Here is a 26,709-nt window from a genome sequence, read left to right on the forward strand (position 1 = left end):
GTACTTCGGCGCGGTGAGCATAACCGCCCTTTGGGGCCTGCATAGCTCGTTCTTGACCCTGGTTTAACGGTTAACCCGGCACCGGTCGGGCAGATTGACTTCGATTCCTCCGCCCCATCGTCGACATACTCGAAGTAACGCACTCATTCAGGTCAAATAATGGCCTGAATGAGATTCAACGACCCATCGAAATCAGGCGAGATGATAGCTTTCGCCGAACTGCCTTTATCTCGCTATTACGCACGGCTGTTGCCGTTGCATTCACCTGTAAGGAAACTCTGGTGATATCGCACGCACGCAAGACGCTCTTTGCAGGCGTTGCCGGTGCCGTTTCGGTCGTCCTCGGCCTCTCGGCCCTCGGCGTTGCCGTAGCCGATCCGGCTCCTGGCGGCGATGACGACACACCGCCCACCGGGGTGGAGACCTTCAGCTACCCCGACGCGGCAAAGATCCAGGAGGAGCGCGGAATTACCCTGCGCAAGGGCGACGGCCACATCCTGCTCGCCGACTGCGGTGTCTCGAATGACATCGCCATCATGACGTCGAAGACGCACCCTGGACAGAACCCCAAGAACACGTACTGCTTCAAGGTGACCGGCGACGGCAAAAACGGCTACCTCACCCTCGAAGTCCCCGAAACCTTCAACATCATGACCGGTGGCCATGCGGTACGGGCGACCGGCATCGTTGCCGGGCGTACAGAGACCGTCGAGGTCAACAGCAAGAAGAAGGTCGGCAGCATCGGCGAGGGCAAACCTGACCAGGACGACAACACCGCGATCCTGGTCGAGCTCCGGCTCATCGGCTGACGGCCGGCCTCCCGCACCACCAGCACAACCGCCTTTTCTGCCTCAGACAGGAACACCATGCCCGCCAGACAACCGCGGATAGCCCGGGTGGCCGGACTGCTTGCAACCACTGCCGCGACGAGCCTATTGATCGCCACTCCGGCTGTTGCCGTCGTGGGTGACGGCGCCAAGGACGGCGCGTTCACCTTCACAGCAAAGCTCACCATCGGCGAACAGCACGGCTGCTCCGCCGCCCTGGTCGATGAGCAGTGGCTGATCACTGCCGCCAGTTGCTTCGCCGACAGCCCCGCACAGGACTTCAAGATCGCCGCTGGCGCACCCAAGCTCAAGACCACGGCAACCATCGGCCGTACCGGCACCACCGGTGAAGCCGGCCAGACGCGGGACGTCGTGGAACTTGTCCCTCGTCAGGACCGTGATCTCGTCATGGCCCGCATGGCTACTCCAGTCACCGGCATCGCTGCGGTGGGCCTTCCCGCCAAGGCCCCGACCGTGGGTGAGGACCTGCTGATCGCCGGATACGGCCGCACCAAGACCGAGTGGGTTCCGGACCGCCTGCACAGCGCCACGTTCTCCGTGGCTTCGGTCAAGGACTCGACGCTCCGCCTCACAGGCAAGTCTCCCGACGCCGTCATGTGCCAGGGCGACACCGGCGGGCCGGCATTCCGCCAAGTCAACGGCCGCTACGAACTTGCCACAGTTCATAGCCGTTTCTGGCAGGGCGGTTGTCTCGGCTCCGACCCCAAGGAAACCCGCACCGGAGCCGTCGACACTCGCGTGGACGACGTCACCGGCTGGATCCAGCAGGTCCGTTCCCTGCCCAAGCGGTACGCGACCACCACGGGTGACTTCGACGGCGATGGCAAAGCCGACGTCGCCATGCTTACGGACTACGGCCCGTCGAAGGACGGCATGAGCCAGGCCGCCCTGTGGGTGCACACCGCCAATGGTGAGGGCTTCAGGGAGCCGCGCGTGGTGTGGGAGACCGGCGCGGCGGGGGCGCTCGACGCCTGGCGGTGGGACGGCAGCAAGCTGACGTCCGGTGACTTCAACGGTGACGGCAAGACCGACATCGGCGTCCTCTACGGCTATGGCAAGACCAGCGATGGTGCCAGCAAGACCGGCCTGTGGACCTTCACCAGCAATGGCAACGGCTTCAACGCCCCCGAGAAGGTGTGGGAGAGCGGCTCGGGTGCCTGGAAGAGCTGGAACTGGGAAAACAGCAAGGTGACCGCCGGCGACTTCAACGGCGACGGCAAGGCCGACCTGGCCGTCCTCTACGGGCTGGGCAAGAACCCGCAGGGGCGCAACGAGACCACGCTGATGACCTTCACCAGCAACGGCAACGGCTTCGCCGCCCCCGTCAAGGTGTGGGAGAGCGGGACGGACAGCTGGAACTGGAACACCAGCAAGCTGACGTCCGGCGACTTCAACGGCGACAAGAAGGCCGACCTCGCCATCCTCTACGGGTACGGCAAGACCAGCGACGGCCGTAACGAGACCGCTCTGTTCTTCACCTCCAACGGCAACAACGGTTTCAGCGAACCCCACAAGGCCTGGGACAGCAACGCGTGGACGAGTGGCGGGCGGAGCTGGAACTGGGACACCAGCAAGGTGGCCGCCGGTGACTTCAACGGCGATGGCAAGGCCGATGTCGCCGTCCTTTACGGCTATGACAAGACCAACGATGGCCGCAACAAGAGCGCCCTGTGGATGTTCTACGGCACCGACACCGGGTTCCGTGACCCCCTCAAGCTCTGGGAGAGCGGCGTCCCGGGCTCCATCGACGCCTGGAACTGGAACGCCAGCGAACTGACCGCCGGGGACTTCAACGGTGACGGCAAGACCGACGTCGGCATCACCTACGACTACGGCCAGAGCACCGACGGCCGCAACGAGACCGGGCTCTGGACCTTCACCAGCAAGGGCGACGGCTTCAACGAGCCCCGCAAGGTCTGGACGAACAAGCTGTAGCACGGATTGATCTCGATGATGGGGGGCCGGCTCCTTGAAGGAACCGGCCCCCCATCATCACTTCACGGAGTTGTCTCACCCAAAGCGATTGACTGCCGGGCGAGGCCCGACTCCGGGAATTCAGAAACCCGCCGGTTCCGTGTACGTCCCCCACTCGGCCCGCAGCGCGTCGCAGATCTCCCCCAGTGTGGCCTCGGCACGTGCGGCATCCAGCATGGGGGCGATCATGTTGGAACCGTCGCGCGCGGCGGCCACCATCGTCTCCAGACAGGCGCGGACGCGGGCGTCGTCGCGGCGCGCCCTGCGGTCGGCCAGAACGCGCACCTGCTCGCGCTCCACCTCGTGGCTCACCCGCAGGATCTCCAGGTCGCCGGTGACCGAGCCGTGGTGGCAGTTGACGCCCACGACGCGCTTGGCGCCCTTCTCCAGGGCCTGTTGGTGGCGGAAGGCGCTCTCGGCGATCTCGCCGGTGAACCAGCCGTCCTCGATGCCGCGCAGGATGCCGGAGGTCATGGGGCCGATGGGGTGCCGGCCGTCGGGGTGGGAGAGCAGGCCGCGTTCCTCGATCCGGCCGAAGATCTCCTCGGCGTCGGCCTCGATGCGGTCGGTGAGCTGCTCGACGTACCACGAACCGCCCAGCGGGTCGGCCACGTTGGCGACGCCCGTCTCCTCCATCAGCACCTGCTGGGTGCGCAGGGCGATCTCGGCGGCCTGCTCGCTGGGGAGGGCCAGGGTCTCGTCCAGGGCGTTGGTGTGGAGGGAGTTGGTGCCGCCGAGCACGGCGGCGAGGGCCTCGACGGCCGTCCGTACGACGTTGTTGTACGGCTGCTGGGCGGTGAGGGAGACCCCGGCGGTCTGGGTGTGGAAGCGCAGCCACTGGGCCTTCTCGGTGCGCGCGCCGTAGATCTCCTTCAGCCGGCGGGCCCAGATCCTGCGCGCCGCGCGGAACTTGGCGATCTCCTCGAAGAAGTCGACGTGGGCGTCGAAGAAGAAGGACAGACCGGGGGCGAAGGCGTCGACGTCGAGGCCGCGGCTGAGCCCCAGCTCGACGTAGCCGAAGCCGTCGGCGAGGGTGTAGGCGAGCTCCTGCGCGGCCGTGGCCCCCGCCTCGCGGATGTGGTAGCCGGAGACGGACAGCGGCTTGTAGGCGGGGATGGCGCGGGCGCAGTGCTCCATCAGGTCGCCGATCAGGCGCAGATGGGGCTCGGGCGGGAAGAGCCACTCCTTCTGGGCGATGTACTCCTTGAAGATGTCGGTCTGGAGCGTGCCGTTGAGGACGCCGGGGTCGACGCCCTGGCGCTCGGCGGCGACGAGGTACATGCAGAAGACGGGGACGGCGGGGCCGCTGATGGTCATCGACGTGGTGACGTCGCCCAGGGGGATGTCCTTGAAGAGGATCTCCATGTCGGCGGCGGAGTCGATCGCGACGCCGCAGTGGCCGACCTCGCCGAGGGCACGGCCGTCGTCGGAGTCGCGGCCCATGAGGGTGGGCATGTCGAAGGCCACGCTCAGCCCGCCGCCGCCGTTGGCCAGGATCGTCTTGTAGCGCTCGTTGGTCTGCTCGGCGTTGCCGAAGCCGGCGAACTGGCGGATGGTCCAGGTGCGGCCGCGGTAGCCGGAGGCGTACAGGCCGCGGGTGAAGGGGTACTCGCCGGGCCAGCCGATCCGTTCGAAGCCCTCGTAGGCGTCGCCGGGGCGGGGTCCGTAGACGGGGGCGACCGCCGCGCCGGAGAGGGTGGTGAAGTCGGCGTCGCGCTTGTGGGCCGCGTCGAACCGGGCCTGCCAGCGGCGGCGCCCCTCCTCGATCGCATCTGCGTCCATGGTGGCCTCCGCCGCCTCGGCATTTAGTAGGACGTCCTAGTAAATCCTCGCGCAAGAACGCCCCGGACACAAGGGACGTGTCCGGGGCGCGCCGAGGTGCCGAGAAAGCGGGGCGGGGGCGTCAGGCCCGTACGGGACCGTCCGCCTCGTCCGTGACGACCGGCTCCAGCTCGCGGGAGACCTTGCGCTCGACCACGAACGCGGCGCCCGGGATGGTGCCGGCGATCAGCACCCACGCCAGCTTGCCGAACGGCCAGCGGGCCTTGGAGCCCAAGTCGAAGGCGAAGACCAGGTAGAGGACGTACAGCCAGCCGTGCGCGATGGCCACGACCCGGGTCGGGCCCGCGGCGCCGTCCATGTCCAGCAGGTACTTGGCGATGACGCCGATCGTCAGGAGGACCAGGAGGGCACCGGTGACGTACGCCATCACGCGGTAGCGGGTCAGCACGCTCTTCTTCATGCAGGCGAGCGTAACGGCATGTTCCGGGGCGATCTTCGCCGCCCCGCCCTACGCGTTCTCGTCGGCGGCGACGTCGCCGCCCGCCTCGTCGCCGCCCGCCTCGTCGCCGTCCTCCTCCGTGAAGTCGTCCGCCGCCACCCGCAGCGGCCGCAGCACCCGGAAGATCTCCGCGCACTCCTCGGCGTCGTACGCGCCGAGCCCGAAGTCCATCGCCATCAGGTCCCGGGTGGCCGCGTCGACGACCTCACGGCCCTTGTCGGTGATCGAGGCGAGCGTGCCCCGGCCGTCGTTGGGATTGGGGCGCTTGTCCACGAGACCGGCCGTGACCAGCCGGTCCACGGTGTTGGTGACCGAGGTCGGGTGGACCATCAGCCGCTCGCCGATCTTCGACATCGGCAGCTCGCCCGCCTTGGAGAAGGTCAGCAGCACCAGCGCCTCGTAGCGCGCGAAGGTCAGCCCGTACGGCTTGACGACCCCGTCGACCTGGCCCAGCAGGATCTGGTGGGCCCGCATGATCGAGGTGATCGCGGCCATGGACGGCACGGACCCCCAGCGCCGCTTCCAGAGCTCGTCGGCGCGGGCGATGGGATCGAAGGGGAGGCTGAGCGGCTTCGGCACGGCATCGAGCGTACCCGTCGGCCCCGCCCCGGCCGGGCCTGTTCCGGATTCCGGACATCCCCGGTCAGAACCGGGCCGGGCGGCACCGGGCCGGTACGCGGGCCGCGTTACGCCGGGTCCACCGCCTCGCGCACCAGCTGCACCGCCGACTTCAGGCTCAGCCCGGGCTCGGCCCGGCGCAGCGCCCGTACCGCGTGGACCTCCTGCTCCCGGGGGTCCACACCGGCCGTGGCGAGGATGCCGCGCGTCCACTCGGCCCGGATCTCGCGCTCGGGGCGGGCGGCGTGGAGCGCGATCAGGCCGGCGGCCCGCTCCAGGCCCGGCCGCTCGGCCTCGCTCGCCGTCTCCAGCGCCTCGCGGACGGCGTCGGCCAGGGCCTGCGAGTCGCGCAGCACGACGACGCCGGGATCCATGTCCCTGCCCTTGTCCCTGCCCTTGTCCCCGCCCTGGTCCCTGTCCTTGCTCCTGCCGAACATCGGGCCGCCTTCCTCGTTCTTGATCAGCGAGATCGTACGACCTCGCGGACGACCGCCGCGACGGCCACCGTCCCGACGAGCCCCGACCCGGCGACCACCATGTGCGGGGGCGCGAACTCGGCCGCCGCGCCCGCCAGGGCCATGCCGAGGCCCTGGACGGTCATCGTCCCGGCCGACAGCACCGTCATGGCGCGGCCGCGCAGTTCCTCGGGGACGGCGGCGATGAACCACTGGTCCGCGCCCAGCGTGTACGCCGTGCCCGCCCCGGCCACCGCCGCGAGCAGCAGCGACCAGCCGAGCGAGGGCCGCAGCGCGTACAGCAGGAACGGCAGCAGCAGCGCGGCCGCCAGCGGCAGCGCGATCCGCTCCCGCGTGCGCGGCCGGAGCAGGGCCCCGGCTAGCACCTCGCCGGTGATGGCGCCCACCGGCATGGCGCAGAGCAGCAGCCCGGTGGCCGTGGCTCCGGCGCCGAGGTCGTGGGCGTAGGGCGCGGCGAGGGACTCGGGGGTGACGAGGAAGAACGGGGGGATCCAGGAGAGCAGGATCAGGGCGCGTATCCGGCGGTGCGCGAACAGCTCGCGTATCCCGGCCAGGGAGGCCGTCATCAGCCCGCCTCCGCCCGCGCCGGAACGCGCGGAACGGGCGGGGCGCCGCCGGGTGCCGAGGCGCAGCAGCGCGGCCGAGGCGAGGAAGCCGACGGCCGTGGCGACGAGCGCGGTCCGTGGCGCGACGACCGTCAGCAGCACTCCGCCGGCCGCGAAGCCGACGAGCTGGGCGCCCTGCGCGACGACGCGCAGCAGCGAACGTCCCAGGACGAAGAGGTCGCCCTCGCCGAGGATGTCGCCGAGCGTCGCGGCCCGCGTCCCGGCGAAGACGGGCGCGACGGCGGCGTTGAGGCACCGCAGGGCGAGCAGCGCGGCCACGGGCGTGCCGGGCAGCGCCATGGCGACGGCACCGGCGGCGCACAGCAGATCGCAGGTGACCAGGACGCGCCGGGCGGGACGCCGGTCGGCGATCCCGGCGAGCAGGGTGCCGCCGAGTACGTACGGCAGGAATCCGAGCGCGAAGGTGAGCGCGCTGAGCAGCGGCGAGCCGGTCATCCGGTAGACGAGGACGGACAGCGCGATCTCGCCGACGACGATGCCGAGCAGGGACAGCGTGTGCGCGGCGAAGACGGCGCGGAACTCGTGGACGGCGAAGACGGCACGGTAGGGGGAGCGCGGAGGAGCGCTGGACGTCGTGGACATGCCCAACAGCGTGCTGGGCGCGTTGTGGCCCCTCTAGTCTTTCGGCCTCACCCGAAAGAAAGGACCACGGCGTGCCGTTCCACATGCGCTTCGAGGCGGACGACCTGTTGCGCTGCCGGTTCGGCGTCTCCCCGCTGTGGGAGACCCATCAGGCCCTCTACACGCTGCTGCGGCCGCGCCGGCACGTGTACCACCTGCCGTGGCTGCGGCGGATGCGGGAGCCGCTGGCGTCGCTCGACATCTCGTGGCTGTCCCTGGTGATCCCGGACCGGGGCTACCACCCCGATTTCCTGTGCCCTCCGCCGAGCGGCCCGCTGGACTCGTTCGAGGACGAGCTGGCGCGCGTACGGGCCACCGACCCGGACCGGGTGCGCGAGGAGCTCACGCGCTCGCTGGCCGAGACGCCCGGCGCGGCGGACTCGGCTCGGGGCCGGGCGATGCTGGCCGACCCGGAGGGCGCGGTACGCGAGCTGACGGCGGCCCTCGAACGGACGTGGCGGACGGTCCTCGCCCCGGACTGGCCGCGGCTGCGCGCCCTGCTGGAGGCGGACGTCGTCTTCCATGCGCGGCGGCTGGCCGAGGGCGGTCTGGAGCGCCTCTTCGCCGACCTCCACCCGTCGCTGACCTGGGCGGACGACACCCTGACGATCCACCGGCCCGGCCACCACAGCCGCCGGCTGGGCGGGCGGGGCCTGATGCTCGTCCCCAGCGTCTTCACCTGGCCGGAGGTGATCGGCGGCTTCGACCCGCCGTGGCAGGCGACCCTGGTCTACCCGGCGCGCGGCATCGGCGGCCTCTGGCACACCCCACCCCCGGCAGCCCCGGACGACGCTCTCGCCCGCCTCCTCGGCCCCAACCGCGCCGCCCTCCTCACCACCCTCGACGAGCCGTCCTCCACCACGACCCTCGCCGACCGCCACGGCCTGGCCCTCTCCTCGGTCTCGTCCCACCTCCACGTCCTCCGCGACGCGGGCCTCCTGACCTCCCGCCGCGAGGGCCACCGCGTGCTGTACGAACGCACGCCACTGGGGACGGCACTGCTGGGGGGTTGAACTTCCGGGTACGGGCCCCGTCAGACGCGGGCTTCCTCGCGGAGGGGCCGCAGCCCGGCGCGTACGCGGTGCCGAGGGGCGTCGGCGTCCCCGCGTCGGCCCGTCGGAGTCCGCGAAGCCCGCGTCGCAGACCAGCAGATCGGGGGTGGTGTGGTCGTCCGGATCGCCGGGCATCGGGACCGAGACGACTTGGAAGAGGCTCAGCCGCTCAGGCAGCGCCAGTCGCAACTGGTCGTAGAGATTGTTGACGATTCCGGCTTGCTTGCCTACAAGCCTGGGCTCCATCACCAGAACACCGTGGATGATCTCCGGCGACCCGGCCGGAAAACGGAAACGCCCTCCCCCACGAGGGGAAGGGCGCCCGATGGCCGGTGGACCCGTCGGTCAGGACGACAGGTACCGCTCCACCGTCTCCACCTTCGACGTCAGTCCGTCCGTCACTCCCGGCCGGATGTCGGCCTTGAGGACGAGCGAGACGCGGCCGCAGCGGGCCTCGACCGCGGCGACGGCGCGCTTGACGACGTCCATGACCTCGTCCCACTCGCCCTCGATGGACGTGAACATCGCGTCCGTACGGTTCGGCAGTCCGGACTCGCGGACGACGCGGACGGCGTCGGCGACGTATTCGCCGACGTCCTCGCCGACGCCGAGCGGCGACACGGAGAAGGCGACGATCATGCGTTGATCACGCTTTCCTTGCGGGCGCGGGCGGCGATGACCGTGGCCTCGGCCTCGCGGCGGAGCATGCGGTCGGCGAAGAAGCCGCCGGTCGGCAGGACGGAGAGGACGAAGTAGAGGGCGGCGGTCTTCAGCTCCCACTTGGTGCGCGACCAGGCGTCGATCCAGAAGACGACGTAGATGATGAAGAGGATGCCGTGGACGGCGCCCATCACCGGCACCGCGTTGAAGTCGGTGGTCCGCTTGAGCACCGAGCAGAGCATCAGGAGGAGGAAGGAAACACCCTCCGGCACCGATACCAGGCGGAGCCGACGCAGGGCGGAGGCGGTCTTGAGGTCCACGGGGCACACCTTCGGTCGCTAGTGGCGGGACGGTCACAGCTTGTGATGGCGTTCACAAGCCGCTCCATTGTCGCAGTACTGCAACGGATCAATGGCTTGGGGTCCGTTCCGGGCGTTCCGAGGGCCCTGGGGCCTGTTGGAGCCGTATGTCCGCCCGCTAGCGTCGGGGCGTGGCTCAGTTTCGGCTCCACGGGAGCAAAGTCCTCGCCGTCGACATGACGGGGGACGCGGTCAAGGCCAAGAACGGCTCGATGGTCGCGTACGAGGGCGAGATGGCATTCAAGAAGATGACGGGTGGCGGTGACGGCCTGCGCGGCATGGTCACGCGCCGGCTCACCGGTGAACAGATGGAAGTCATGGAGGTGAAGGGACACGGCACCTGCTACTTCGCCGACCGGGCGAGCGAGATCAATCTCGTCGCGCTGCGCGGGGAGACCCTGTACGTCGAGTCGAGCAACCTCCTGTGCACCGACTCCGCCCTCCGTACCGGCACCACTTTCACCGGTCTGCGCGGCGCCTCGCAGGGCAACGGCCTGTTCACCACCACCGTGGAGGGCACGGGCCAGGCGGCGATCCTCTCCGACGGCACGGCGATCGTGCTGCGCGTGACCCCGCAGATGCCCCTCCAGGTCGACCCGGGCGCGTACATCGCGCACACCGGCCGGCTCAAGCAGCACTTCCAGTCGGGCGTCAATTTCCGCACCTTCATCGGCGAGGGCTCCGGCGAGGCGTTCCAGATCCGCTTCGAGGGCGACGGGCTCGTCTACGTCCAGCCCAGCGAGCGCAACACCGTCGGGGGTGACCTCTGATGCCCTTCCGGCTTCTCAATTCACGCATGGTCGAGGCCCAGGTGATCCCCGGGCAGCGGCTGTTCAGCCAGCGCGGCGCGATGCTCGCCTACAAGGGCGACGTCTCCTTCACCCCCAGCCTCACCGGCGGCCAGGGCGGCGTCATGGGGATGATCGGCCGCCGGATCGCCAACGAGGCCACGCCGCTGATGTCCGTGGAGGGCAGCGGCACGGTGATGTTCGGCCACGGCGGGCACCACGTCCACGTCATCGAGCTCACCGGCGACACCCTCTACGTCGAGGCCGACCGGCTGCTCGCCTTCGACGGCACCCTTCAGCAGGGCACGATGTTCATGGGTTCCCAGGGCGGCGTGATGGGCATGGTGCGCGGCCAGGTGACCGGGCAGGGCCTGTTCACCACCACCCTCAAGGGGCACGGCGCGGTCGCCGTGATGGCCCACGGCGGCTTCATCGAGCTGCCGATCACCGGCGGGCGGCCGGTCGTCGTCGACCCGCAGGCCTATGTCGCCCACCGCGGCGAGGTCCGCAACAAGCTGTCGGCCGCGCTCGGCTGGCGCGAGGTCGTCGGCCGCGGCAGCGGCGAGGCCTTCCGGCTCGAGCTGTCGGGCCAGGGCACGGTGTACGTCCAGGCGTCGGAGGAGAAGCTGTGACCAGCCCCGTCATCCACGACGCGTCGACTCTCCCGAGCAACGACAACGTCAACCCCTACACCTTCAGCGTCGACCTCAAGGGGCAGTGGTTCCTCCAGAAGGGGAAGATGATCGCCTACTACGGGCAGATCAACTTCCATGGCATCGGCCACGGCCCCCTCGACCGGCTGATCGCCGGCAGCTTCCACTCCCCCCTCCACGCGGCGGACTGGGTCGTCGCCGAGGGCCACGGCAAGATGCTGCTCGCGGACCGCTCCTTCGACGTCAACTCCTACGACCTCGAGGACGGCAATCTCACCGTTCGCTCCGGCAATCTGCTGGCCTTCGAGCCCTCGCTCTCGCTCAAGCAGTCGATCATCCCGGGCTTTCTCACCCTGATCGGCACGGGGAAGTTCGTGGCCGCGTCCAACGGCCCGGTCGTCTTCGTCGAGCCCCCGATCCGTGTCGACCCCCAGGCCCTGGTGGGCTGGGCCGACTGCCCGTCCCCCTGTCACCACTACGACCACCAGTACCTCAGGGGCGTCATGGGCGGCGTCCGGAGGCTTACGGGGCTGGGCGGCGCGTCCGGCGAGGAGCACCAGTTCGAGTTCGTCGGCTCGGGCACGGTGCTGCTCCAGTCCACCGAGCAGCTGATGGCCGAGATCGCCACCGGCGACGGTCCGCCCGACGAGGCGGGTATCCCCCATGGCACCTCCGGGAATCAGTCAATGTCCCCGCGTTTGCCGGGCCAGCTGGGCGACCTCCAGCGCCGCTTCGGGCTGTGAGCGGTACCCTGCGGAGTGTGACGGGTCGAACAAACGACCTCCCGCACCACCCGGCACACCGTACCTTCATTAGTTAATCTTTCAACTTCTTAGGTAGACTCCCTCTATGGACACCGAGAACGGCACCCGCTGGCTCAGCGACGAGGAGCAGGCCGCCTGGCGTGCCCACCTGTACGTGAGCCGACTGCTGATGCACCAGCTCGAACGGGATCTCCAGCCGTTCGGCCTCACCAACAACGACTACGAGATCCTGGTCAACCTCTCGGAGTCGAAGGACCACCGGATGCGGATGAGCGACCTCGCGACCGCCACGCTCCAGTCGAAGAGCCGCCTCTCCCACCAGATCACCCGCATGGAGAACGCGGGCCTGGTCCGCCGCGTCAACTGCGAGTCCGACCGGCGGGGCCTCTTCGCGGTCCTCACCGACCACGGCTGGAAGACCATGCGTGAGGTCGCCCCGCACCATGTGGCGTCGGTGCGCGAGCACTTCATCGACCTGCTCTCGCCGGAGGAGCTCAAGGCGCTCCACGACTCCCTGGCCCCGGTCGCCAAGCACCTGCGCGGCACACGCAGCAAGTAGCGCGCGACAAGTAGTCAGCGGGCCGTTCCGGCAGCGCGGGCCTCGCACTCTCCAGGGGGAGAGTGCGAGGCCCGCGCTGTCTTTCAGCCTGCTATCGGCCTTTCAGCCCGCCGTCAGCCCCGCCACCAGTTCGTCCGCCGCCGCGTACGGGTCCAGCGCCCCGCCGACGACCCGCTCCGCGAGCGCGCCCAGGCGCCGGTCGCCGCTCAGGTCGCCGATGCGCTCGCGCAGCGCCGTGACGGCGATGGCCTCCACCTCATGGGCGGCGCGACGAAGGCGGCGCTCGGTGAGGACGTCCCGTTCCGCCATCCACGCATGGTGCTTCTCCAGCGCCTCGACGAGCTCGTCCGTGCCCTCGTTCCGCGCGGCGACCGTCTTCACGATCGGGGGCCGCCAGTCACCGGGGGCGCGGGACTCGCCCAGGCCCAGCATGTGGTTGAGCTCGCGGGCCGTGGCGTCGGCGCCGTCGCGGTCGGCCTTGTTGACCACGTAGACGTCGCCGATCTCGAGGATGCCGGCCTTGGCGGCCTGGATGCCGTCGCCCATGCCGGGGGCGAGGAGCACCACGGAGGTGTCCGCCTGGGAGGCGATCTCCACCTCCGACTGGCCGACGCCCACCGTCTCCACCAGGATCACCTCGCAGCCCGCCGCGTCCAGGACGCGGATGGCCTGCGGGGCGGCCCAGGCGAGGCCGCCCAGGTGGCCGCGGGTGGCCATGGAGCGGATGTAGACGCCGGGGTCGGAGGCGTGCTCGGACATCCGGACGCGGTCGCCGAGCAGCGCGCCGCCGGAGAACGGCGAGGAGGGGTCCACCGCCAGGACGCCCACCCGCCTGCCCTGCCGGCGGTACGCGCTCACCAGCGCGGACGTCGACGTGGACTTGCCGACGCCCGGGGAGCCCGTCAGGCCCACCACATACGCGCCGCCGGTCAGCGGGGCGAGCGCCGCCATGACCTCGCGGAGCTGCGGTGACGCCCCCTCCACCAGGGAGATCAGCCGGGCCACGGCACGCGGCCGCCCTTCCCGGGCCTGCTCGACCAGTGCGGGGACGTCCACCATCACGGCTCCCTCCTCGGGGGGACCTGCCTCGGGCCTACCTCACTTGTTGTTGCCCGGCACACGGAGGATCAGGGCGTCGCCCTGACCGCCGCCGCCGCACAGCGCGGCGGCGCCCACGCCGCCGCCCCGGCGCTTGAGCTCCAGCGCGAGGTGGAGCACGAGCCGGGCGCCGGACATGCCGATGGGGTGGCCGAGCGCGATCGCTCCGCCGTTGACGTTCACCTTTTCAGGGGATACGCCCAGATCCTTCATGGACTGCACGGAGACCGCCGCGAAGGCCTCGTTGATCTCGATCAGGTCGAGGTCGTCGACGCCGATGCCCTCCTTGCGCAGGGCGTGGTTGATGGCGTTGGACGGCTGGGACTGGAGGGAGTTGTCGGGGCCGGCGACATTGCCGTGGGCACCGATCTCGGCGATCCAGTGGAGGCCCAGCTCCTCGGCCTTGGCCTTGCTCATCACGACCACGGCGGCGGCGCCGTCGGAGATCTGCGAGGCCGAACCGGCCGTGATCGTGCCGTCCTTGGTGAACGCGGGGCGCAGCTTGCCCAGCGACTCCACGGTGGTCTCGGCGCGGATGCCCTCGTCCTTGTTGAAGAGGACCGGGTCGCCCTTGCGCTGGGGGATCTCCACGGGGGTGATCTCGGCGTCGAAGAGGCCGTTCTTCTGGGCGGCGGCGGCGCGCTGGTGGGAGAGGGCGGCGATCTCGTCCTGCTCGGGGCGGCGGATGCCCAGGCGGGTGTTGTGCTTCTCGGTGGACTCGCCCATGGCGATGCCCTCGAAGGGGTCCGTCAGCCCGTCGTGGGCCATGGCGTCGAGCATCTCGATCGCGCCGTACTTGTAGCCCTCGCGGGACTTGGGGAGCAGGTGCGGGGCATTGGTCATGGACTCCTGGCCGCCGGCCACGACGACGTCGAACTCGCCCGCGCGGATGAGCTGGTCGGCCAGGGCGATGGCGTCGAGCCCGGAGAGGCAGACCTTGTTGATGGTGAGCGCCGGGACGGACATGGGGATGCCGGCCTTGACGGCGGCCTGGCGGGCGGGGATCTGGCCCGCGCCGGCCTGGAGCACCTGACCCATGATCACGTACTGGACCTGGTCGCCCCCTATCCCGGCCCGGTCCAGGGCGGCCTTGATGGCCACGGCGCCCAGCTCGGCGCCGGTGAAGCTGCGCAGCGAGCCCAGCAGGCGGCCCATCGGCGTGCGGGCGCCCGCCACGATGACGGAGGTCGTACCGGTTTTTCCGTTCGCACCAGACATTGGGCGCTGCCCCTTCGAGCGGAGAGGGATGTTAACGACGGTTCCCGTCGGTTCCCGTCAATGTACTGAGCGGTACCGCACCCGGTCACCGGGCGGAAGGTGTGATCGCGCGCACGTTGCGTAACCGAGCGCGCGGCGGTGCACTGGACGCATGCTGACGCGAATCGACCACATCGGGATCGCCTGCTTCGACCTCGACAAGACTGTCGAGTTCTACCGTGCCACGTACGGCTTCGAGGTGTTCCACACCGAGGTCAACGAGGAGCAGGGCGTCCGCGAGGCGATGCTCAAAATCAACGGTACGTCGGACGGCGGCGCGTCCTACCTCCAGCTCCTGGAGCCCACCCGGGAGGACTCCCCCGTCGGCAAGTGGCTCGCGAAGAACGGCGAGGGCGTCCACCACATAGCGTTCGGCACCGCCGACGTGGACGCCGACGCAGCCGCCGTCAAGGACAAGGGCGTAAGGGTCCTCTACGACGAGCCGCGAAGCGGATCGATGGGTTCCCGCATCACCTTCCTCCACCCCAAGGACTGTCACGGGGTGCTGACCGAACTGGTCACCTCGGCGCCTCCCGCGACGAAGGACCACTGACCCTCCCCTGCCCCGGCCGGTAGAGTGCAGGTTCGGCCGGGGCTCTCATGGGTCCGCTCATGGGTCCGGGCCGGGCTGTACCGATGATCTGACACCATTTCTTCGGAAGGGCGGGCTCCGGGTTCACCACCGACGCAGTACGGGGCCGGCCGCCGACGCGACACAGGGGACGGATGGACCGCGCTGTGCGGGGCTACGAGCGCCAGGAGAGTCAGCTGGAGGAAGCCGACCACCTCTCGAAGTTCGAGGCCGAGATGAAGCGGCTGACGACGGAGCGGGAGAAGGCGGTCCAGCACGCCGACGACCTCGGCTACCAGGTCGAGGTTCTGCGCGCCAAGCTTCACGAGGCGCGCCGCAATCTCGCCCACCGTCCCGCCTATGACTCGGCGGACATCGGCTATCAGGCCGAGCAGTTGCTCCGCAATGCCCAGGTTCAGGCCGAGCAGCTGCGCAGCGACGCCGAGCGCGAGGTGCGCGAGGCGCGGGCGCAGACGCAGCGGCTGCTCCAGGAGCAGGCCGAGCGCCAGGCCCGGATGGAGGCGGAGCTCCACGCCGAGGCGGTGGCCCGCCGTCAGCGCCTGGACGAGGAGCTGAACGACCGCCGGCGCACCGTCGAGTCGCACGTCAACGAGAACGTGGCCTGGGCCGAGCAGCTTCGGGCCCGTACCGAGGCGCAGGCCCGCCGGCTGCTGGACGAGTCCCGGGCCGAGGCGGAGGCCTCGCTGTCCGCCGCACGCGCCGAGGCCCAGCGGCTGACCGAGCAGGCCAGCAGCCGGCTCGGGGCGGCGGCCGAGGAGGCCCGTGCGGAAGCGGAAGCGATCCTGCGCCGGGCGCGCGCGGACGCCGAGCGGCTGCTGACGGCCGCCTCCACGCAGGCGCAGGAGGCCACCGCCCACGCCGAGCAGGTGCGTACGGCCACGACGGCCGAGAGCGACCAGGCCCGGAGCTCCGCGGCCGAGCTGACGCGTACCGCCGAGGCGCGGATGCAGGAGGCCGACACGGCCCTGCGCGAGGCGCGGGCCGAGGCGGAGAAGGTCGTCACGGAGGCGAAGGAGGCCGCGGCCCAGCGGCTGTCCGCCGCCGAGTCGGACAACGAGCAGCGCACGCGCACGGCGCGGGCGGAGATCGCCCGCCTGGTGAGCGAGGCGACGAAGGAGTCGGAGGCGCTGCGGGCCGAGGCCGAGCAGCTGCGCGCCGACGCGGTCGCCGAGGCGGAGCGGATGCGTACGGAGGCGGCCGCGGAGGCACGCAGCGCCGTCGCCGAGGACTCCGCCGCCGCGCTGGCCAAGGCCGCCCGGACGGCCGAGGAGGTACTGGCCAAGGCCACGGAGGACGCCCAGGCCGCGACGAAGGCCGCGGCCGCCGAGGCCGAGCGCATCCGCAAGGAGGCCGAGAGCGAGGCCGAGCGGCTGCGGGCGCAGGCCGCCGACACGGCCGAGCAGCTCAAGGGCGAGGCGAAGGACGACACCGCCGAGTACCGGGCGAAGACGGCCGAGCTCCAGGAGGAGGCGCGCCGGCTGCGGGCCGAGGCCGAGCAGCTGCGCGCCGACGCGGTCGCCGAGGGCGAGCGCATCCGCGGCGAGGCGCGCCGCGAGGCGCTCCAGCAGATCGAGGAGGCCGCGAAGACGGCCGAGGAGCTGCTGGGCAAGGCCAAGGCCGACGCCGAGGAGACCCGCAGCAGCGCGACCGCCGAGAGCGAGAAGACGCGGGCGGAGACGGCCGAGCGCGCCGCGACCCTGCGCAAGCAGGCCGAGGAGACGCTGGAGCGGGCCCGCACCGAGGCCGAGGAGATGGCCGAGGAGGCCGAGGACCACGCCGAGCGGGTCCGTTCCGAGGCCGCCGAGGCGGCGAAGGCGATGCGCGAGGAGGCCGAGCGCGCGGCCCAGGCGCGGGCCGAGGAGGCCGCCGGCGAGCTGGAGCGGCTGCGCGGCGAGGCCGAGCAGCGGGTGGAGGCGGCGGAGGCCGCCCTGCGCGAGGCGCGCGCGGAGGCGGAGAAGCTGCGCCGCGAGGCCGCGGAGGAGACCGAGCGGCAGCGTACGGAGGCCGCGGAGCGGGTGCGTACGGTCACCGCGCAGGCGGAGGCCGACGCCGAGCGGCTGCGCGCCGAGGCGCAGGCCGAGGCGGCGGAGACCCGCGCCGAGGGCGAGGCCGCCGGCGCGCGGCTGCGCGAGGAGGCGGAGGCCGAGGCGGAGCGGCTGCGCACGGAGGCGCAGGAGGCCGCCGACCGGCTGCGCGGCGAGGCGAACGCCGCGGCCGAGCGGACGGCCGCGGAGGCCGCCGAGGCGCTGGCCGCCGCGCAGGAGGAGGCCGCCCGGCGCCGCCGGGAGGCCGAGGAGCTGCTCGGTGACGCCCGTACGGAGGCGCGGACCGAGCGCGAGGCGGCGCACGAGCAGAGCGAGGAGCTGCTGGCTTCGGCGCGCAAGCGGGTCGCCGAGGCGCAGGAGGAGGGGCGGCGTCTGGTCGAGGAGGCGGAGGCGCGGGCAGCTGAGCTCGTGGCCGCCGCCGAGCAGACCGCCCAGCAGGTGCGCGAGTCCGTGGCCGGGCTGCACGAGCAGGCCGAGGAGGAGATCGCCGGGCTGCGTTCGGCGGCCGAGCACAACGCCGAACGGACCGTCACCGACGCCCAGATCGAGGCGGACCGGGTCCGTGCCGACGCCTACGCCGAGCGGGAGCGCGCGGACGAGGACGCGGCCCGGACGCGGAGCGAGGCCAAGGCCGCCGCGGACGAGGTGCGGGCCGAGGCCGAGCGGCTGTCGGCCGAGGCGTCGCGGGCCCTGGACGAGGCCCGGGAGGCCGCGAACAAGCGGCGCGCCGAGGCCGCCGGGCAGGCGGACGAGCTGATCGCCGAGGCCACGGCCGAGGCGGAGAAGATGGCCACGGCGGCCACGCGTGCCCTGGACGAGGCGCGTGAGGCGGCGAACGCCCGGCGTACCGAGGCAGCCCTCCAGGCGGATGAGCTGATCTCCGAGGCGACCGCCGAGGCCGAGAAGATCGTCGCCGATGCCGCGGAGCTGACCGAGGCCGCGAAGGCCGAGGCCGTTCGTTTCGAGGAGCGGGCGCGGGAGGCGGCGGACGCCCACCGCGCGGAGGCCGAGGCCGACGCCGACCGGCTGCGCGCCGAGGCGGCGCGTACCGTCGACGAGGCCCGGGAAGCGGCCAACAAGCGCCGTGCCGAGGCCGCCGGGCAGGCGGACAAGCTGATCGCCGAGGCCACGGCCGAGGCGGAGAAGATGGCCGCCGAGGCCGCCCGTACGGTCGAGGAGGCCCGCAAGGCCGCGGAGACCCACCGGGCCGAGGCGGCGGCGGACGCGGACCGGCTGATCGCCGAGGCGGCCGAGATGGTCGAGGCGGCGCGCGCGGAGGCGGCCCGTTTCGAGGAGCGGGCGCGGGAGGCGGCGGACGCCCATCGCGCGGAGGCCGAGGCCGACGCCGACCGGCTGCGCGCCGAGGCGGCCCGTACCGTCGACGAGGCGCGGGAGGCCGCGAACGCCCGCCGGGCGGAGGCCGCGCTCCAGGCAGACGAGCTGATCTCCGAGGCCGTCGCGGAGGCGGAGAAGCTGGCGGACGAGGCCACGCGGACGGTCGAGGAGGCCCGGGAGGCCGCCGACGCCGAGCGGGCCGCGGCTTCGGTGGAGGCGGAGCGGCTGCGGGCCGCCGCGGCCGAGAAGAAGGCCAAGGCGGACGAGCAGGCGGACGCCGTGGTCGCCAAGGCGACGGCGGAGGCCGAGCGGCTGGTCGCGGACGCGTCCGCGAAGGCTCAGCAGATGCGTACCGACGCCTCCGACGCCCTGGCGTCGGCGGAGCAGGACGCGGCCCGGACGCGCGCCGAGGCCCGCGAGGACGCGAACAAGATCCGCGGCGAGGGCCGGACGGAGGCGGAGCGGATCGTCAACGAGGCGGCCGAGCTGACCTCCTCCGCGCAGGACGACGCCGACCGGATCGTGGACGAGGCCCGTAAGGCCGCGAACGCCCGCCGGGCGGAGGCGGCCGAGCAGGCCGACGAGCTGATCGCCCAGGCCACGGCCGAGGCGGAGAGGATGGCCGCCGAGGCCGCCCGTACGGTCGAGGAGGCGTCCGAGGCCGCCGACGCGCATCTGTCCGAGGCCGTCGAGCAGGCCGACCGCGTCGTCTCCGAGGCGAACGCGGAGGCGGACCGGCTGCGCGCCGACGCGGACGCGGCGCTGGAGAACGCCCGCGCCGAGGCGACCCGGACCACCGACGAGGCCCGTGAGGCGGCCAACACCCGCCGGGCGGAGGCGGCCGAGCAGGCGGACAAGCTGATCGCCGAGGCCACGGCCGAGGCCGAGCTGATGGCCGCCGAGGCCGCCGAGGCGCTGGCGGCCGCCCAGGAGAACGCCAACAGCACCCGTGCGGACTCCGCGCGGATCAAGGCGGACGCGGTCCAGGAGGCCGAGCGGCTGCGCGCGGAGGCGCGTGCCGAGGGCGAGCGGACCGTCGACCAGGCGCGGGACGCCGGGGCCAAGAGGCTCGCGGACGCCGCCGAGCAGGCCGACGCGCTGATCGCCAAGGCCCAGGAGGAGGCCGTGCTGTCGGCGACCGCCGCCGAGGAGCAGGCGGACGCCATGGTCGGCGCGGCCCGCAAGGAGGCCGACCGGATCGTCCAGGACGCCTCCAACGAGGGCAACGCGCTGGTGGAGCAGGCCCGTACGGACGCCAACACGATGCTCGCCGAGGCCCGTGGCGACGCCACGGCCATAAGGGACCGTGCCGAAGAGCTGCGCGGCCGGATCGAGAGCGAGGTCGAGAAGCTCCACGAGCGGGCGCGCCGGGAGGCGGCCGAGGCGATGCAGTCGGCGGGCGAGCGCTGCGACAAGCTCGTCGCCGCCGCCACCGAGCAGCTGGCGAACGCCGAGGAGAAGGCGGAGAAGCTGCTCTCGGACGCCCAGAGCGAGGCCAGCAAGGTGCGGATCACCGCCGTGAAGAAGGCGGACGCGCTGATCAAGGAGTCGGAGCAGAAGAGGAACGCCGCCGTACGCGAGGCCGACCGCCTGCGCACCGAGGCTCAGGAGGAGGCCGCACGCCTTCTGGAGGAAGGAAAGCGGGAGTTGGAGGTACTCGTCCGCCGTCGTGAGGACATTCAGGCGGAGATTTCCCGTGTCCAGGACGTGTTGGAGGCGTTGGAATCATTTGAGTCCCCGGGGGCGGGCGGCTCCAAGGACAGTGGGGTGAAGGCGACGGCCGGTGCCGGAGCTACTCGATCGGGTGGCAAGCAGGACCGAAAGTAGCCACTCAATCGAGGGGACATTTTCCGGATTCCCCAACTGTCTTAAACCATCTGCCGGATGACACGCCGCTCACGCCCCTAGGATTCCTCTATCACCTCACCGGTTCTCCAATGACAGGAACCCCATGAGCGACACATCCTCCCCCTTCGGCTTCGAGTTGGTGCGGCGTGGATACGACCGCGGCCAGGTGGACGACCGCATTACGAAGCTCGTAGCGGACCGTGACAGCGCCCTGACCCGGATCACCTCTCTGGAAAAGCGCATCGAGGAGCTCCACCTCGAGACGCAGAACGCTCAGGCCCAGATCAATGACGCGGAGCCGTCGTACGCGGGGCTCGGGGCGCGCGTCGAGAAGATCCTCCGGCTGGCCGAGGAAGAGGCCAAGGATCTGCGTGAGGAGGCCCGGCGCGCCGCCGAGCAGCACCGCGAGCTGGCCGAGTCGGCCGCCCAGCAGGTGCGCAACGACGCCGAGTCGTTCGCCGCGGACCGCAAGGCGAAGGCGGAGGACGAGGGCGCCCGGATCGTCGAGAAGGCGAAGGGCGACGCCGCCTCGCTGCGCGCCGAGGCGCAGAAGGACGCGCAGTCCAAGCGGGAGGAGGCCGACGCGCTCTTCGAGGAGACCCGCGCCAAGGCCGCCCAGGCCGCCGCCGACTTCGAGACCAACCTCGCCAAGCGCCGTGAGCAGTCCGAGCGCGACCTCGCCTCCCGCCAGGCCAAGGCGGAGAAGCGGCTGGCGGAGATCGAGCACCGCGCCGAGCAGCTGCGCCTGGAGGCGGAGAAGCTGCGCACGGACGCCGAGCGCCGGGCGCGCCAGACGGTGGAGACGGCCCAGCGTCAGGCCGAGGACATCGTGGCCGACGCCAACGCCAAGGCGGACCGTATCCGCAGCGAGTCCGAGCGGGAGCTGGCGGCGCTCACCAACCGCCGCGACAGCATCAACGCCCAGCTGACCAATGTCCGCGAGATGCTGGCCACGCTGACGGGCGCGGCGGTGGCCGCGGCCGGCGTCCCCGGCGACGACGAGCCGATCAGCCGGGGCGTGCCGGCGCAGCAGAGCCGCTGATCGGGTACCGCCTTACGCACGCTGTTCTACGCACGCTGTCGGGGGACCCTGTGCTCAGCGCGCCCTGTGCCGCCCGTCGGTGGTACAGGGCGCGTCGTGGTGCCGGGGGCGGAGCCTCCGGCTGCGGTGGCGGGGCCCGTCGGGCGCACTTACCGTGGCTGAATGATCGAGCTTGAGGGGCTGACCAAGCACTACGGCGACGTCCGCGCCGTCGATCACCTCACGTTCACGGTCCGGCCCGGCATCGTCACGGGCTTTCTCGGCCCCAATGGCGCGGGCAAGTCGACGACCATGCGGATGATGCTCGACCTGGACAATCCGTCCGGTGGCACGGTCCGTATCGACGGCCGGCACTACCGGGAGCTGCGCGACCCCTTGCGGGTCGTCGGGGCCCTGCTGGACGCGAAGGCCATGCACGGCGGTCGCAGCGCCTACAACCACCTGCTGTGCCTGGCGCAGAGCAATGGCATCCCCCGGGCCCGGGTGCGGGAGGTCCTGGACACGGTCGGCCTCACCTCGGTGGCCGGGAAGCGGACCAAGGGGTTCTCGCTGGGCATGGGGCAGCGGCTGGGCATCGCGGGGGCGCTGCTGGGCGATCCGCGGATCCTGATGTTCGACGAGCCGGTCAACGGCCTGGACCCCGAGGGCATCCACTGGATCCGCAATCTGATGAAGAGCCTCGCCACCCAGGGCCGTACGGTCTTCGTCTCCTCCCACCTGATGAGTGAGATGGCGCTGACCGCCGATCACCTGGTCGTCATCGGCCAGGGCAAGCTGCTCGCCGACACCAGCATGGCCGGCTTCATCAAGGAGAACTCCCGCTCCTACGTCCGGATGCGCTCCCCCGAGCAGGAGCGGCTGCGGGAGGTCCTGCGGGGCGCCGGGATCGACGTCACCCCCGGTGAGGAGGGGGCGCTGGAGGTCGAGGGCGAGGACGCGGCGCACCTGGGCGAGCTGGCCGCGCGGCACCGGATCACCCTCCACGAGCTGAGCCCGCAGTCGGCCTCGCTGGAGGAGGCGTTCATGCGGCTGACGGCCGGGTCGGTGGAGTACCACGCCCATGAGAACCACCGCCCGCCGGAATCACCGGCGGAATCACCGTCGGAGCCGGGCGCGGGCTGGGGAACCGACTGGCGGAAGAAGGGATCCTGAACCATGGCGGTGGTGACGCAGGTCCTCCGGTCGGAATGGACGAAGATCAAATCTGTCCGGTCCACGGTGTGGACGCTCGGCCTCGCGATCGTGGTGACAGTCGCTCTGGGAGCGCTGATCAGCGCGCTCACCAAGAGGGACTTCGGTAATCTGTCGCCCAAAGACAAGATCGCTTTCGATCCCACGTTCATCAGCTTCGCCGGGATGGGCCTCGGTCAGCTCGCATTGATCGTTTTCGGTGTGCTCGTCGTGTCGAATGAATACAGCACGGGAATGATCCGCACCTCGCTCGCCGCCGTTCCCCAGCGCGCCACGTTTCTCTTCAGCAAGATCACCGTCGCTGCGCTCCTCGCATTCGTGGTCGGCATGGTCACGAGCTTTGTGGCGTTCTTCGTCGGCCAGACGATGCTCGGCGACTACGGCGCCGCGCTGGGCGATCCCGGAGTACTGCGCGCGGTGATCGGCGGCGGTCTCTATATGACGCTGATCGCCGTCTTCTCGATGGGCGTCGCGACGATGCTGCGCAGCCCGATGCTCTCGCTGGGCATCCTCATGCCGTTCTTCTTCCTGATCTCCGCGATCCTCGGCAATGTCTCCGCGACGAAGAAGGTCGGGCAGTACCTGCCGGACCAGGCCGGGCAGAAGGTGATGCAGGTGATCACGGTGGGCAGCGACACCCCGTACGGGCCCTGGGGCGGCTTCACGATCATGGTGCTGTGGGTGGTCGCGGCACTGATCGGCGGCTATGTGGTGCTGAGCCGGCGCGACGCGTAGCCCTCGGCCGGCCGGGGTCCTCCACTGCCCGTTTCGGGGAGGGGAGGGGGTGGGGAGGGATACGGGCATGACGCGGTGGACCCTGCGAGCCCTCGGGCTGGACGTCGTCCCCGCGCTGCGCCCGCTGACCTACCCCGGCCGCCCGGCCACCGAGCCCGCCCTGCTCACCGGCCCGGAGCTGCTGCCGCTCGGCCCGGGGCCCGGGCCGCTGGGCGACTGGCGGCCGACCGGGCCGGACGGACCGGGCAGGCTGTCACTGGACGGCGCCCTGGCCGCCCTCGGCCGGGACCCCGCCGACCGGCGCCACCCGGTGCTGGCCGTCGGCTCCAACGCCTCCCCCGCCCAGCTGGCCCACAAGTTCGCCACCGCCGGCCTGTCCGCCGCGGTGCCGCTGGTGCCGGTGCGGGTGGGCGGCGTCGCCGTGGGCTGCTCGGGGCACATCGGGCGGCACGGCTATGTGGCGGCCGCGCCGTACGCCGCGCCCGGGGCGCGGACCACGCTGGTCGCCGGCTGGCTGGACGGCGAGCAGCTGGCGGCCGTCGACGCCACGGAGTTCAACTACCGGCGGATCCTGCTGCCGGGTGACCGTTTCCCCGTGACCCTGCCGTCCGGGGAGCGGCTGCGGGGCGCGTATCTGTACGTCAGCAAATGGGGCGTCCTCACCGGGCCGCCGGCCGGCGGCCCGCCCCGGCCGGGCGGCGGCGACCAGAGCGCGCTGCTCGCCGCGCTGCTGGCGGGCTCGGCCCGGCTCCGCGCCCTGCTGGGTCCCGGCCCCCGCGACTGGGTCGAGCGCGCGGCGACGGACCCGGCGCTCAGGGACGAGGGCACCCGGATCCTCGCCGAGGAGGGCTGGGTGGAGCGGGAGGCGGGCCTCCCGGCGTACGAACCCACGGGACCGGACGCCCTCACCTACGGCGACCTGCGCGAACGGCGGCCCGACGGGACGGGCGACGCCCCCGGCGGAGCCGCCCGGGGCGTCCCGCTGTAACGCCCGGCACATCGGGAACCGTCAACGACTCGTCTATCCTCCTAACCTTTACGAGGGCTTTGCGCTTGTACAAAGTCGAACGAACCGAAGCATGCCGGAGCTCCGAGGGGCGCAGAATGATCGAGGCAGTCGGCCTGACAAAGCGCTATGGCGCCAAGACGGCCGTACACAATCTGACGTTCCAGGTGCGGCCGGGTGCCGTCACCGGGTTCCTGGGACCCAACGGCTCCGGCAAGTCGACGACCATGCGCATGATCCTCGGCCTGGACCAGCCGACCGCCGGGTACGTCACGATCGGCGGGCACCCCTTCCACAAACTGCCCAACGCGCCCCGTCAGGTGGGCGCCCTCCTCGACGCGAAGGCCGTGCACGGCGGCCGCAGCGCCCGCCACCACCTGCTGTCCCTCGCCCAGCTCGCGGGCATCCCGGCCCGTCGCGTGGACGAGGTCCTCGGCGTGGTCGGCCTCCAGGACGTGGCGCGGAAGCGGTCCGGCGGCTTCTCCCTCGGCATGGGGCAGCGCCTGGGCATCGCCGCGGCGCTGCTCGGCGACCCGCAGGTGCTGCTCTTCGACGAGCCCGTCAACGGGCTGGACCCCGAGGGCATCCTCTGGGTCCGCAATCTGATGAAGCGGCTGGCGGCGGAGGGCCGCACGGTCTTCGTCTCCTCGCACCTGATGAGCGAGATGGCGCTGACCGCCGACCACCTGATCGTCATCGGGCGCGGTCAGCTGATGGCGGACATGAGCGTCAAGGACTTCATCGCCGCGAACTCCGCCGACTTCGCGCGCGTCCGCACCCCCGACGACGACCGGGAGGCCCGCGACCGGCTGAAGGAGGCGCTGGTCGCGGCCGGGGCGCAGGTCCTGCCGGAGCCGGACGGCGCGCTGCGCGTCACCGGCCTGCCGCTCCCCCGCGTCAGCGACGTCGCACACGGCGCGGACGTCCGCCTCTGGGAGCTCTCCCCGCACCAGGCCTCCCTGGAGGAGGCGTACATGCGGATGACGCAGGGCGCGGTCGACTACCGCTCGACGGCGGACCAGCGCTCGGGCTTCCAGCCCCCGGCGCCCCAGCCGGGCCCCGCACAGCAGCCCCAGGAGGGCTGGGCGGAACAGGCCTACCCGGTCCTCCCGGGCGAACGCCCGAACCAGTACGGGACGCCGCCTGCGGCGAGCACGGCGGCCCCGGGCGCCGGGCAGACCGTATCGCCTGCGGCGAGCGCACCGGACCGGGGCGCCGGGCAGGCCACCGCGGCGCCGCAGGCGCCGACGCAGCAGCCCACCGCCCCGGTCGCGGCGGCCGACGCCGACCCGACCAAGCGCGACAGCGAGGACGCCCGATGACCACCCCCCAGTCCCAGCCGACGCCCGCGCCCGCGCAGCCGCAGGCGGGCGGCCCCGCCCCGACGCCGAGCGCGGCCGCACCGGGCCGACCCGCTCCCCAGAGCACCCCGCAGGGGCAACCGCAGTGGCCCGGCCAAGCCCCCCTCGGGGGCTACGTGTCGCCGATCCCGATCCGGAAGGCGACGCTCGCCGACGCCCTCGCCGCCGAGTGGACGAAGATCCGGTCGATCCGGTCCACGGTGTGGACGCTCGGGACCACGGTGCTGCTCATCGTGGGGATGGGGCTACTCGCCGCCTCCGTCATCAGCGCGACGGACTCCACCGCGGCCATGGAGACCGATCGGACGCCCGTGCTCGTCCTCGGCATCTACGGCACGATGCTCTCCCTCATCTGCGTCATCACGCTCGGCGTGCTCACGATGTCGTCCGAGTACGGCACGGGGCTGATCCGGACCACCCTGACCGCCTGCCCGGACCGGGCACGGGTGCTGACGGCGAAGGCCGTCGTGTTCTTCCTGCTCACGCTCGTGACCACCACCGTCGCGACGACGCTGGTGGCCGTGGCCACCGAGGGGATCGCCGGCCGGCTGGGCGCCGTGCCGACCGCCGAACAGTGGCTGAAGGCCACGGTCGGGGTGAGCCTGTTCATGTCGCTGGTCGGTGTGCTCGCGCTCGCCGTCGGCGCGATGCTGCGCCACTCGGCGGGCGCGATCGCCGTGATGCTCGGCCTGGTGATGATGCCGCTGGTGCTGGCGATGTTTCTGGTGGCCTCGGATCTGAACGAGATCCGGTCGTGGCTGCTGGTCTACTCGATCCCCAACCAGCTGGGCGTCTTCTACGACGTCAAGGCCGGCACCGGACCCAGCGGCTGGGACCCGCTGTGGATCATGACACTGGTGACCGGCGCCGCCCTGGGCGGCGCGTACCTCTCGCTGGCCAAGCGGGACGCCTGACGAGAC

Annotated in this window: 24 protein-coding genes; 15 read left to right on the plus strand and 9 right to left on the minus strand. The window is 71.6% G+C overall.

What is annotated here, in order from left to right:
• Nucleotides 1-281 precede the first annotated feature (281 nt).
• Nucleotides 282-809, plus strand: a complete 528-nt coding sequence (locus tag RM609_RS17510) for a hypothetical protein (protein ID WP_311611944.1) — start codon at nt 282-284, stop codon at nt 807-809.
• A gap of 153 nt (nt 810-962) precedes the next feature.
• Nucleotides 963-2,783, plus strand: coding sequence for an FG-GAP-like repeat-containing protein (locus RM609_RS17515; protein ID WP_311611946.1), 1,821 nt, complete (start codon nt 963-965; stop codon nt 2,781-2,783).
• Nucleotides 2,784-2,903: 120 nt separating this feature from the next.
• On the opposite strand, the gene icmA is transcribed toward RM609_RS17515, so the two are convergent.
• The 5 genes from icmA to RM609_RS17540 all read right to left on the minus strand — a co-directional run bounded on the left by icmA (nt 2,904) and on the right by RM609_RS17540 (nt 7,405).
• Complete coding sequence (gene icmA / locus RM609_RS17520) at nt 2,904-4,604, minus strand: coenzyme B12-dependent isobutyryl-CoA mutase large subunit (RefSeq protein ID WP_311611947.1); 1,701 nt, start codon at nt 4,602-4,604, stop codon at nt 2,904-2,906.
• 121 nt (nt 4,605-4,725) lie between these two features.
• On the minus strand, nt 4,726-5,064 hold the full coding sequence (locus RM609_RS17525; RefSeq protein WP_311611948.1) for a DUF3817 domain-containing protein: 339 nt from the start codon (nt 5,062-5,064) through the stop codon (nt 4,726-4,728).
• A 48-nt stretch (nt 5,065-5,112) separates the two neighbouring features.
• Entirely contained in the window at nt 5,113-5,682 is a 570-nt protein-coding gene (locus RM609_RS17530; protein ID WP_311611950.1) for a MarR family winged helix-turn-helix transcriptional regulator, read from the minus strand.
• Between the two features lie 107 nt (nt 5,683-5,789).
• Nucleotides 5,790-6,158, minus strand: coding sequence for a hypothetical protein (locus tag RM609_RS17535; protein ID WP_311611951.1), 369 nt, complete (start codon nt 6,156-6,158; stop codon nt 5,790-5,792).
• A gap of 23 nt (nt 6,159-6,181) precedes the next feature.
• Nucleotides 6,182-7,405, minus strand: a complete 1,224-nt coding sequence (locus RM609_RS17540; RefSeq protein ID WP_311611952.1) for an MFS transporter — start codon at nt 7,403-7,405, stop codon at nt 6,182-6,184.
• Between the two features lie 71 nt (nt 7,406-7,476).
• On the opposite strand from RM609_RS17540, the gene RM609_RS17545 reads away from it, so the two are divergent.
• Nucleotides 7,477-8,457: an ArsR/SmtB family transcription factor gene (locus RM609_RS17545; protein WP_311611953.1), complete on the plus strand. Its 981-nt coding sequence runs from the start codon at nt 7,477-7,479 to the stop codon at nt 8,455-8,457.
• A 384-nt stretch (nt 8,458-8,841) separates the two neighbouring features.
• Here the strand turns inward: RM609_RS17545 and RM609_RS17550 are convergent, their stop codons facing one another.
• The gene (locus RM609_RS17550) at nt 8,842-9,135 is read right to left on the minus strand and encodes an MTH1187 family thiamine-binding protein (RefSeq protein ID WP_311611955.1); all 294 of its coding nucleotides are present in this window, start codon (nt 9,133-9,135) and stop codon (nt 8,842-8,844) included.
• Nucleotides 9,132-9,476, minus strand: a complete 345-nt coding sequence (locus tag RM609_RS17555) for a DUF3817 domain-containing protein (protein ID WP_311611957.1) — start codon at nt 9,474-9,476, stop codon at nt 9,132-9,134. The genes RM609_RS17550 and RM609_RS17555 overlap by 4 nt, the downstream gene beginning before the upstream one ends.
• A 170-nt stretch (nt 9,477-9,646) precedes the next feature.
• Here RM609_RS17555 and RM609_RS17560 point away from each other — a divergent pair, with 170 nt between their 5' ends.
• The 4 genes from RM609_RS17560 (at nt 9,647) to RM609_RS17575 (ending at nt 12,279) form a co-directional block, all read left to right on the plus strand.
• Nucleotides 9,647-10,285, plus strand: a complete 639-nt coding sequence (locus RM609_RS17560) for an AIM24 family protein (protein WP_311611959.1) — start codon at nt 9,647-9,649, stop codon at nt 10,283-10,285.
• Nucleotides 10,285-10,935, plus strand: coding sequence for an AIM24 family protein (locus RM609_RS17565; RefSeq protein ID WP_311611961.1), 651 nt, complete (start codon nt 10,285-10,287; stop codon nt 10,933-10,935). The genes RM609_RS17560 and RM609_RS17565 overlap by 1 nt, the downstream gene beginning before the upstream one ends.
• Nucleotides 10,932-11,699 (plus strand): AIM24 family protein, encoded by a 768-nt coding sequence (locus RM609_RS17570; protein ID WP_311611963.1) that lies wholly within the window; start codon nt 10,932-10,934, stop codon nt 11,697-11,699. Before RM609_RS17565 ends, RM609_RS17570 begins: the two co-directional genes overlap by 4 nt.
• A gap of 106 nt (nt 11,700-11,805) precedes the next feature.
• Nucleotides 11,806-12,279: a MarR family winged helix-turn-helix transcriptional regulator gene (locus tag RM609_RS17575; protein ID WP_311611965.1), complete on the plus strand. Its 474-nt coding sequence runs from the start codon at nt 11,806-11,808 to the stop codon at nt 12,277-12,279.
• 102 nt (nt 12,280-12,381) lie between these two features.
• Here RM609_RS17575 and meaB read toward each other — a convergent pair whose 3' ends face one another.
• Nucleotides 12,382-13,338, minus strand: a complete 957-nt coding sequence (gene meaB, locus RM609_RS17580) for a methylmalonyl Co-A mutase-associated GTPase MeaB (RefSeq protein WP_311611967.1) — start codon at nt 13,336-13,338, stop codon at nt 12,382-12,384.
• Nucleotides 13,339-13,377: 39 nt separating this feature from the next.
• The gene (locus tag RM609_RS17585; protein WP_311611969.1) at nt 13,378-14,595 is read right to left on the minus strand and encodes an acetyl-CoA C-acetyltransferase; all 1,218 of its coding nucleotides are present in this window, start codon (nt 14,593-14,595) and stop codon (nt 13,378-13,380) included.
• A gap of 151 nt (nt 14,596-14,746) precedes the next feature.
• On the opposite strand from RM609_RS17585, the gene mce reads away from it, so the two are divergent.
• From mce to RM609_RS17625, 8 genes are all read left to right on the plus strand, one after another.
• Nucleotides 14,747-15,187 (plus strand): methylmalonyl-CoA epimerase, encoded by a 441-nt coding sequence (gene mce, locus RM609_RS17590; RefSeq protein ID WP_311611971.1) that lies wholly within the window; start codon nt 14,747-14,749, stop codon nt 15,185-15,187.
• A gap of 173 nt (nt 15,188-15,360) precedes the next feature.
• A complete protein-coding gene (gene scy, locus RM609_RS17595; RefSeq protein ID WP_311611973.1) occupies nt 15,361-20,433 on the plus strand; it encodes a polarized growth protein Scy in 5,073 nt (1,690 codons plus the stop codon).
• Between the two features lie 124 nt (nt 20,434-20,557).
• On the plus strand, nt 20,558-21,496 hold the full coding sequence (locus RM609_RS17600) for a coiled-coil domain-containing protein (protein ID WP_311611975.1): 939 nt from the start codon (nt 20,558-20,560) through the stop codon (nt 21,494-21,496).
• A 162-nt stretch (nt 21,497-21,658) separates the two neighbouring features.
• On the plus strand, nt 21,659-22,648 hold the full coding sequence (locus tag RM609_RS17605; RefSeq protein WP_311611976.1) for an ABC transporter ATP-binding protein: 990 nt from the start codon (nt 21,659-21,661) through the stop codon (nt 22,646-22,648).
• Between the two features lie 3 nt (nt 22,649-22,651).
• Nucleotides 22,652-23,422: an ABC transporter permease gene (locus RM609_RS17610; RefSeq protein WP_311611978.1), complete on the plus strand. Its 771-nt coding sequence runs from the start codon at nt 22,652-22,654 to the stop codon at nt 23,420-23,422.
• A 67-nt stretch (nt 23,423-23,489) separates the two neighbouring features.
• A complete protein-coding gene (locus tag RM609_RS17615; RefSeq protein ID WP_311611979.1) occupies nt 23,490-24,410 on the plus strand; it encodes a hypothetical protein in 921 nt (306 codons plus the stop codon).
• Between the two features lie 116 nt (nt 24,411-24,526).
• Nucleotides 24,527-25,750 carry an ABC transporter ATP-binding protein gene (locus RM609_RS17620; protein ID WP_311611981.1) on the plus strand — a complete coding sequence of 408 codons (1,224 nt, stop codon included), beginning with the start codon at nt 24,527-24,529 and terminating at the stop codon, nt 25,748-25,750.
• Complete coding sequence (locus RM609_RS17625; RefSeq protein ID WP_311611982.1) at nt 25,747-26,703, plus strand: DUF2705 family protein; 957 nt, start codon at nt 25,747-25,749, stop codon at nt 26,701-26,703. Before RM609_RS17620 ends, RM609_RS17625 begins: the two co-directional genes overlap by 4 nt.
• Nucleotides 26,704-26,709 lie beyond the last annotated feature (6 nt).

The organism is Streptomyces hesseae (genome assembly GCF_031845785.1).
GTDB classification, from domain to species: domain Bacteria; phylum Actinomycetota; class Actinomycetes; order Streptomycetales; family Streptomycetaceae; genus Streptomyces; species Streptomyces hesseae.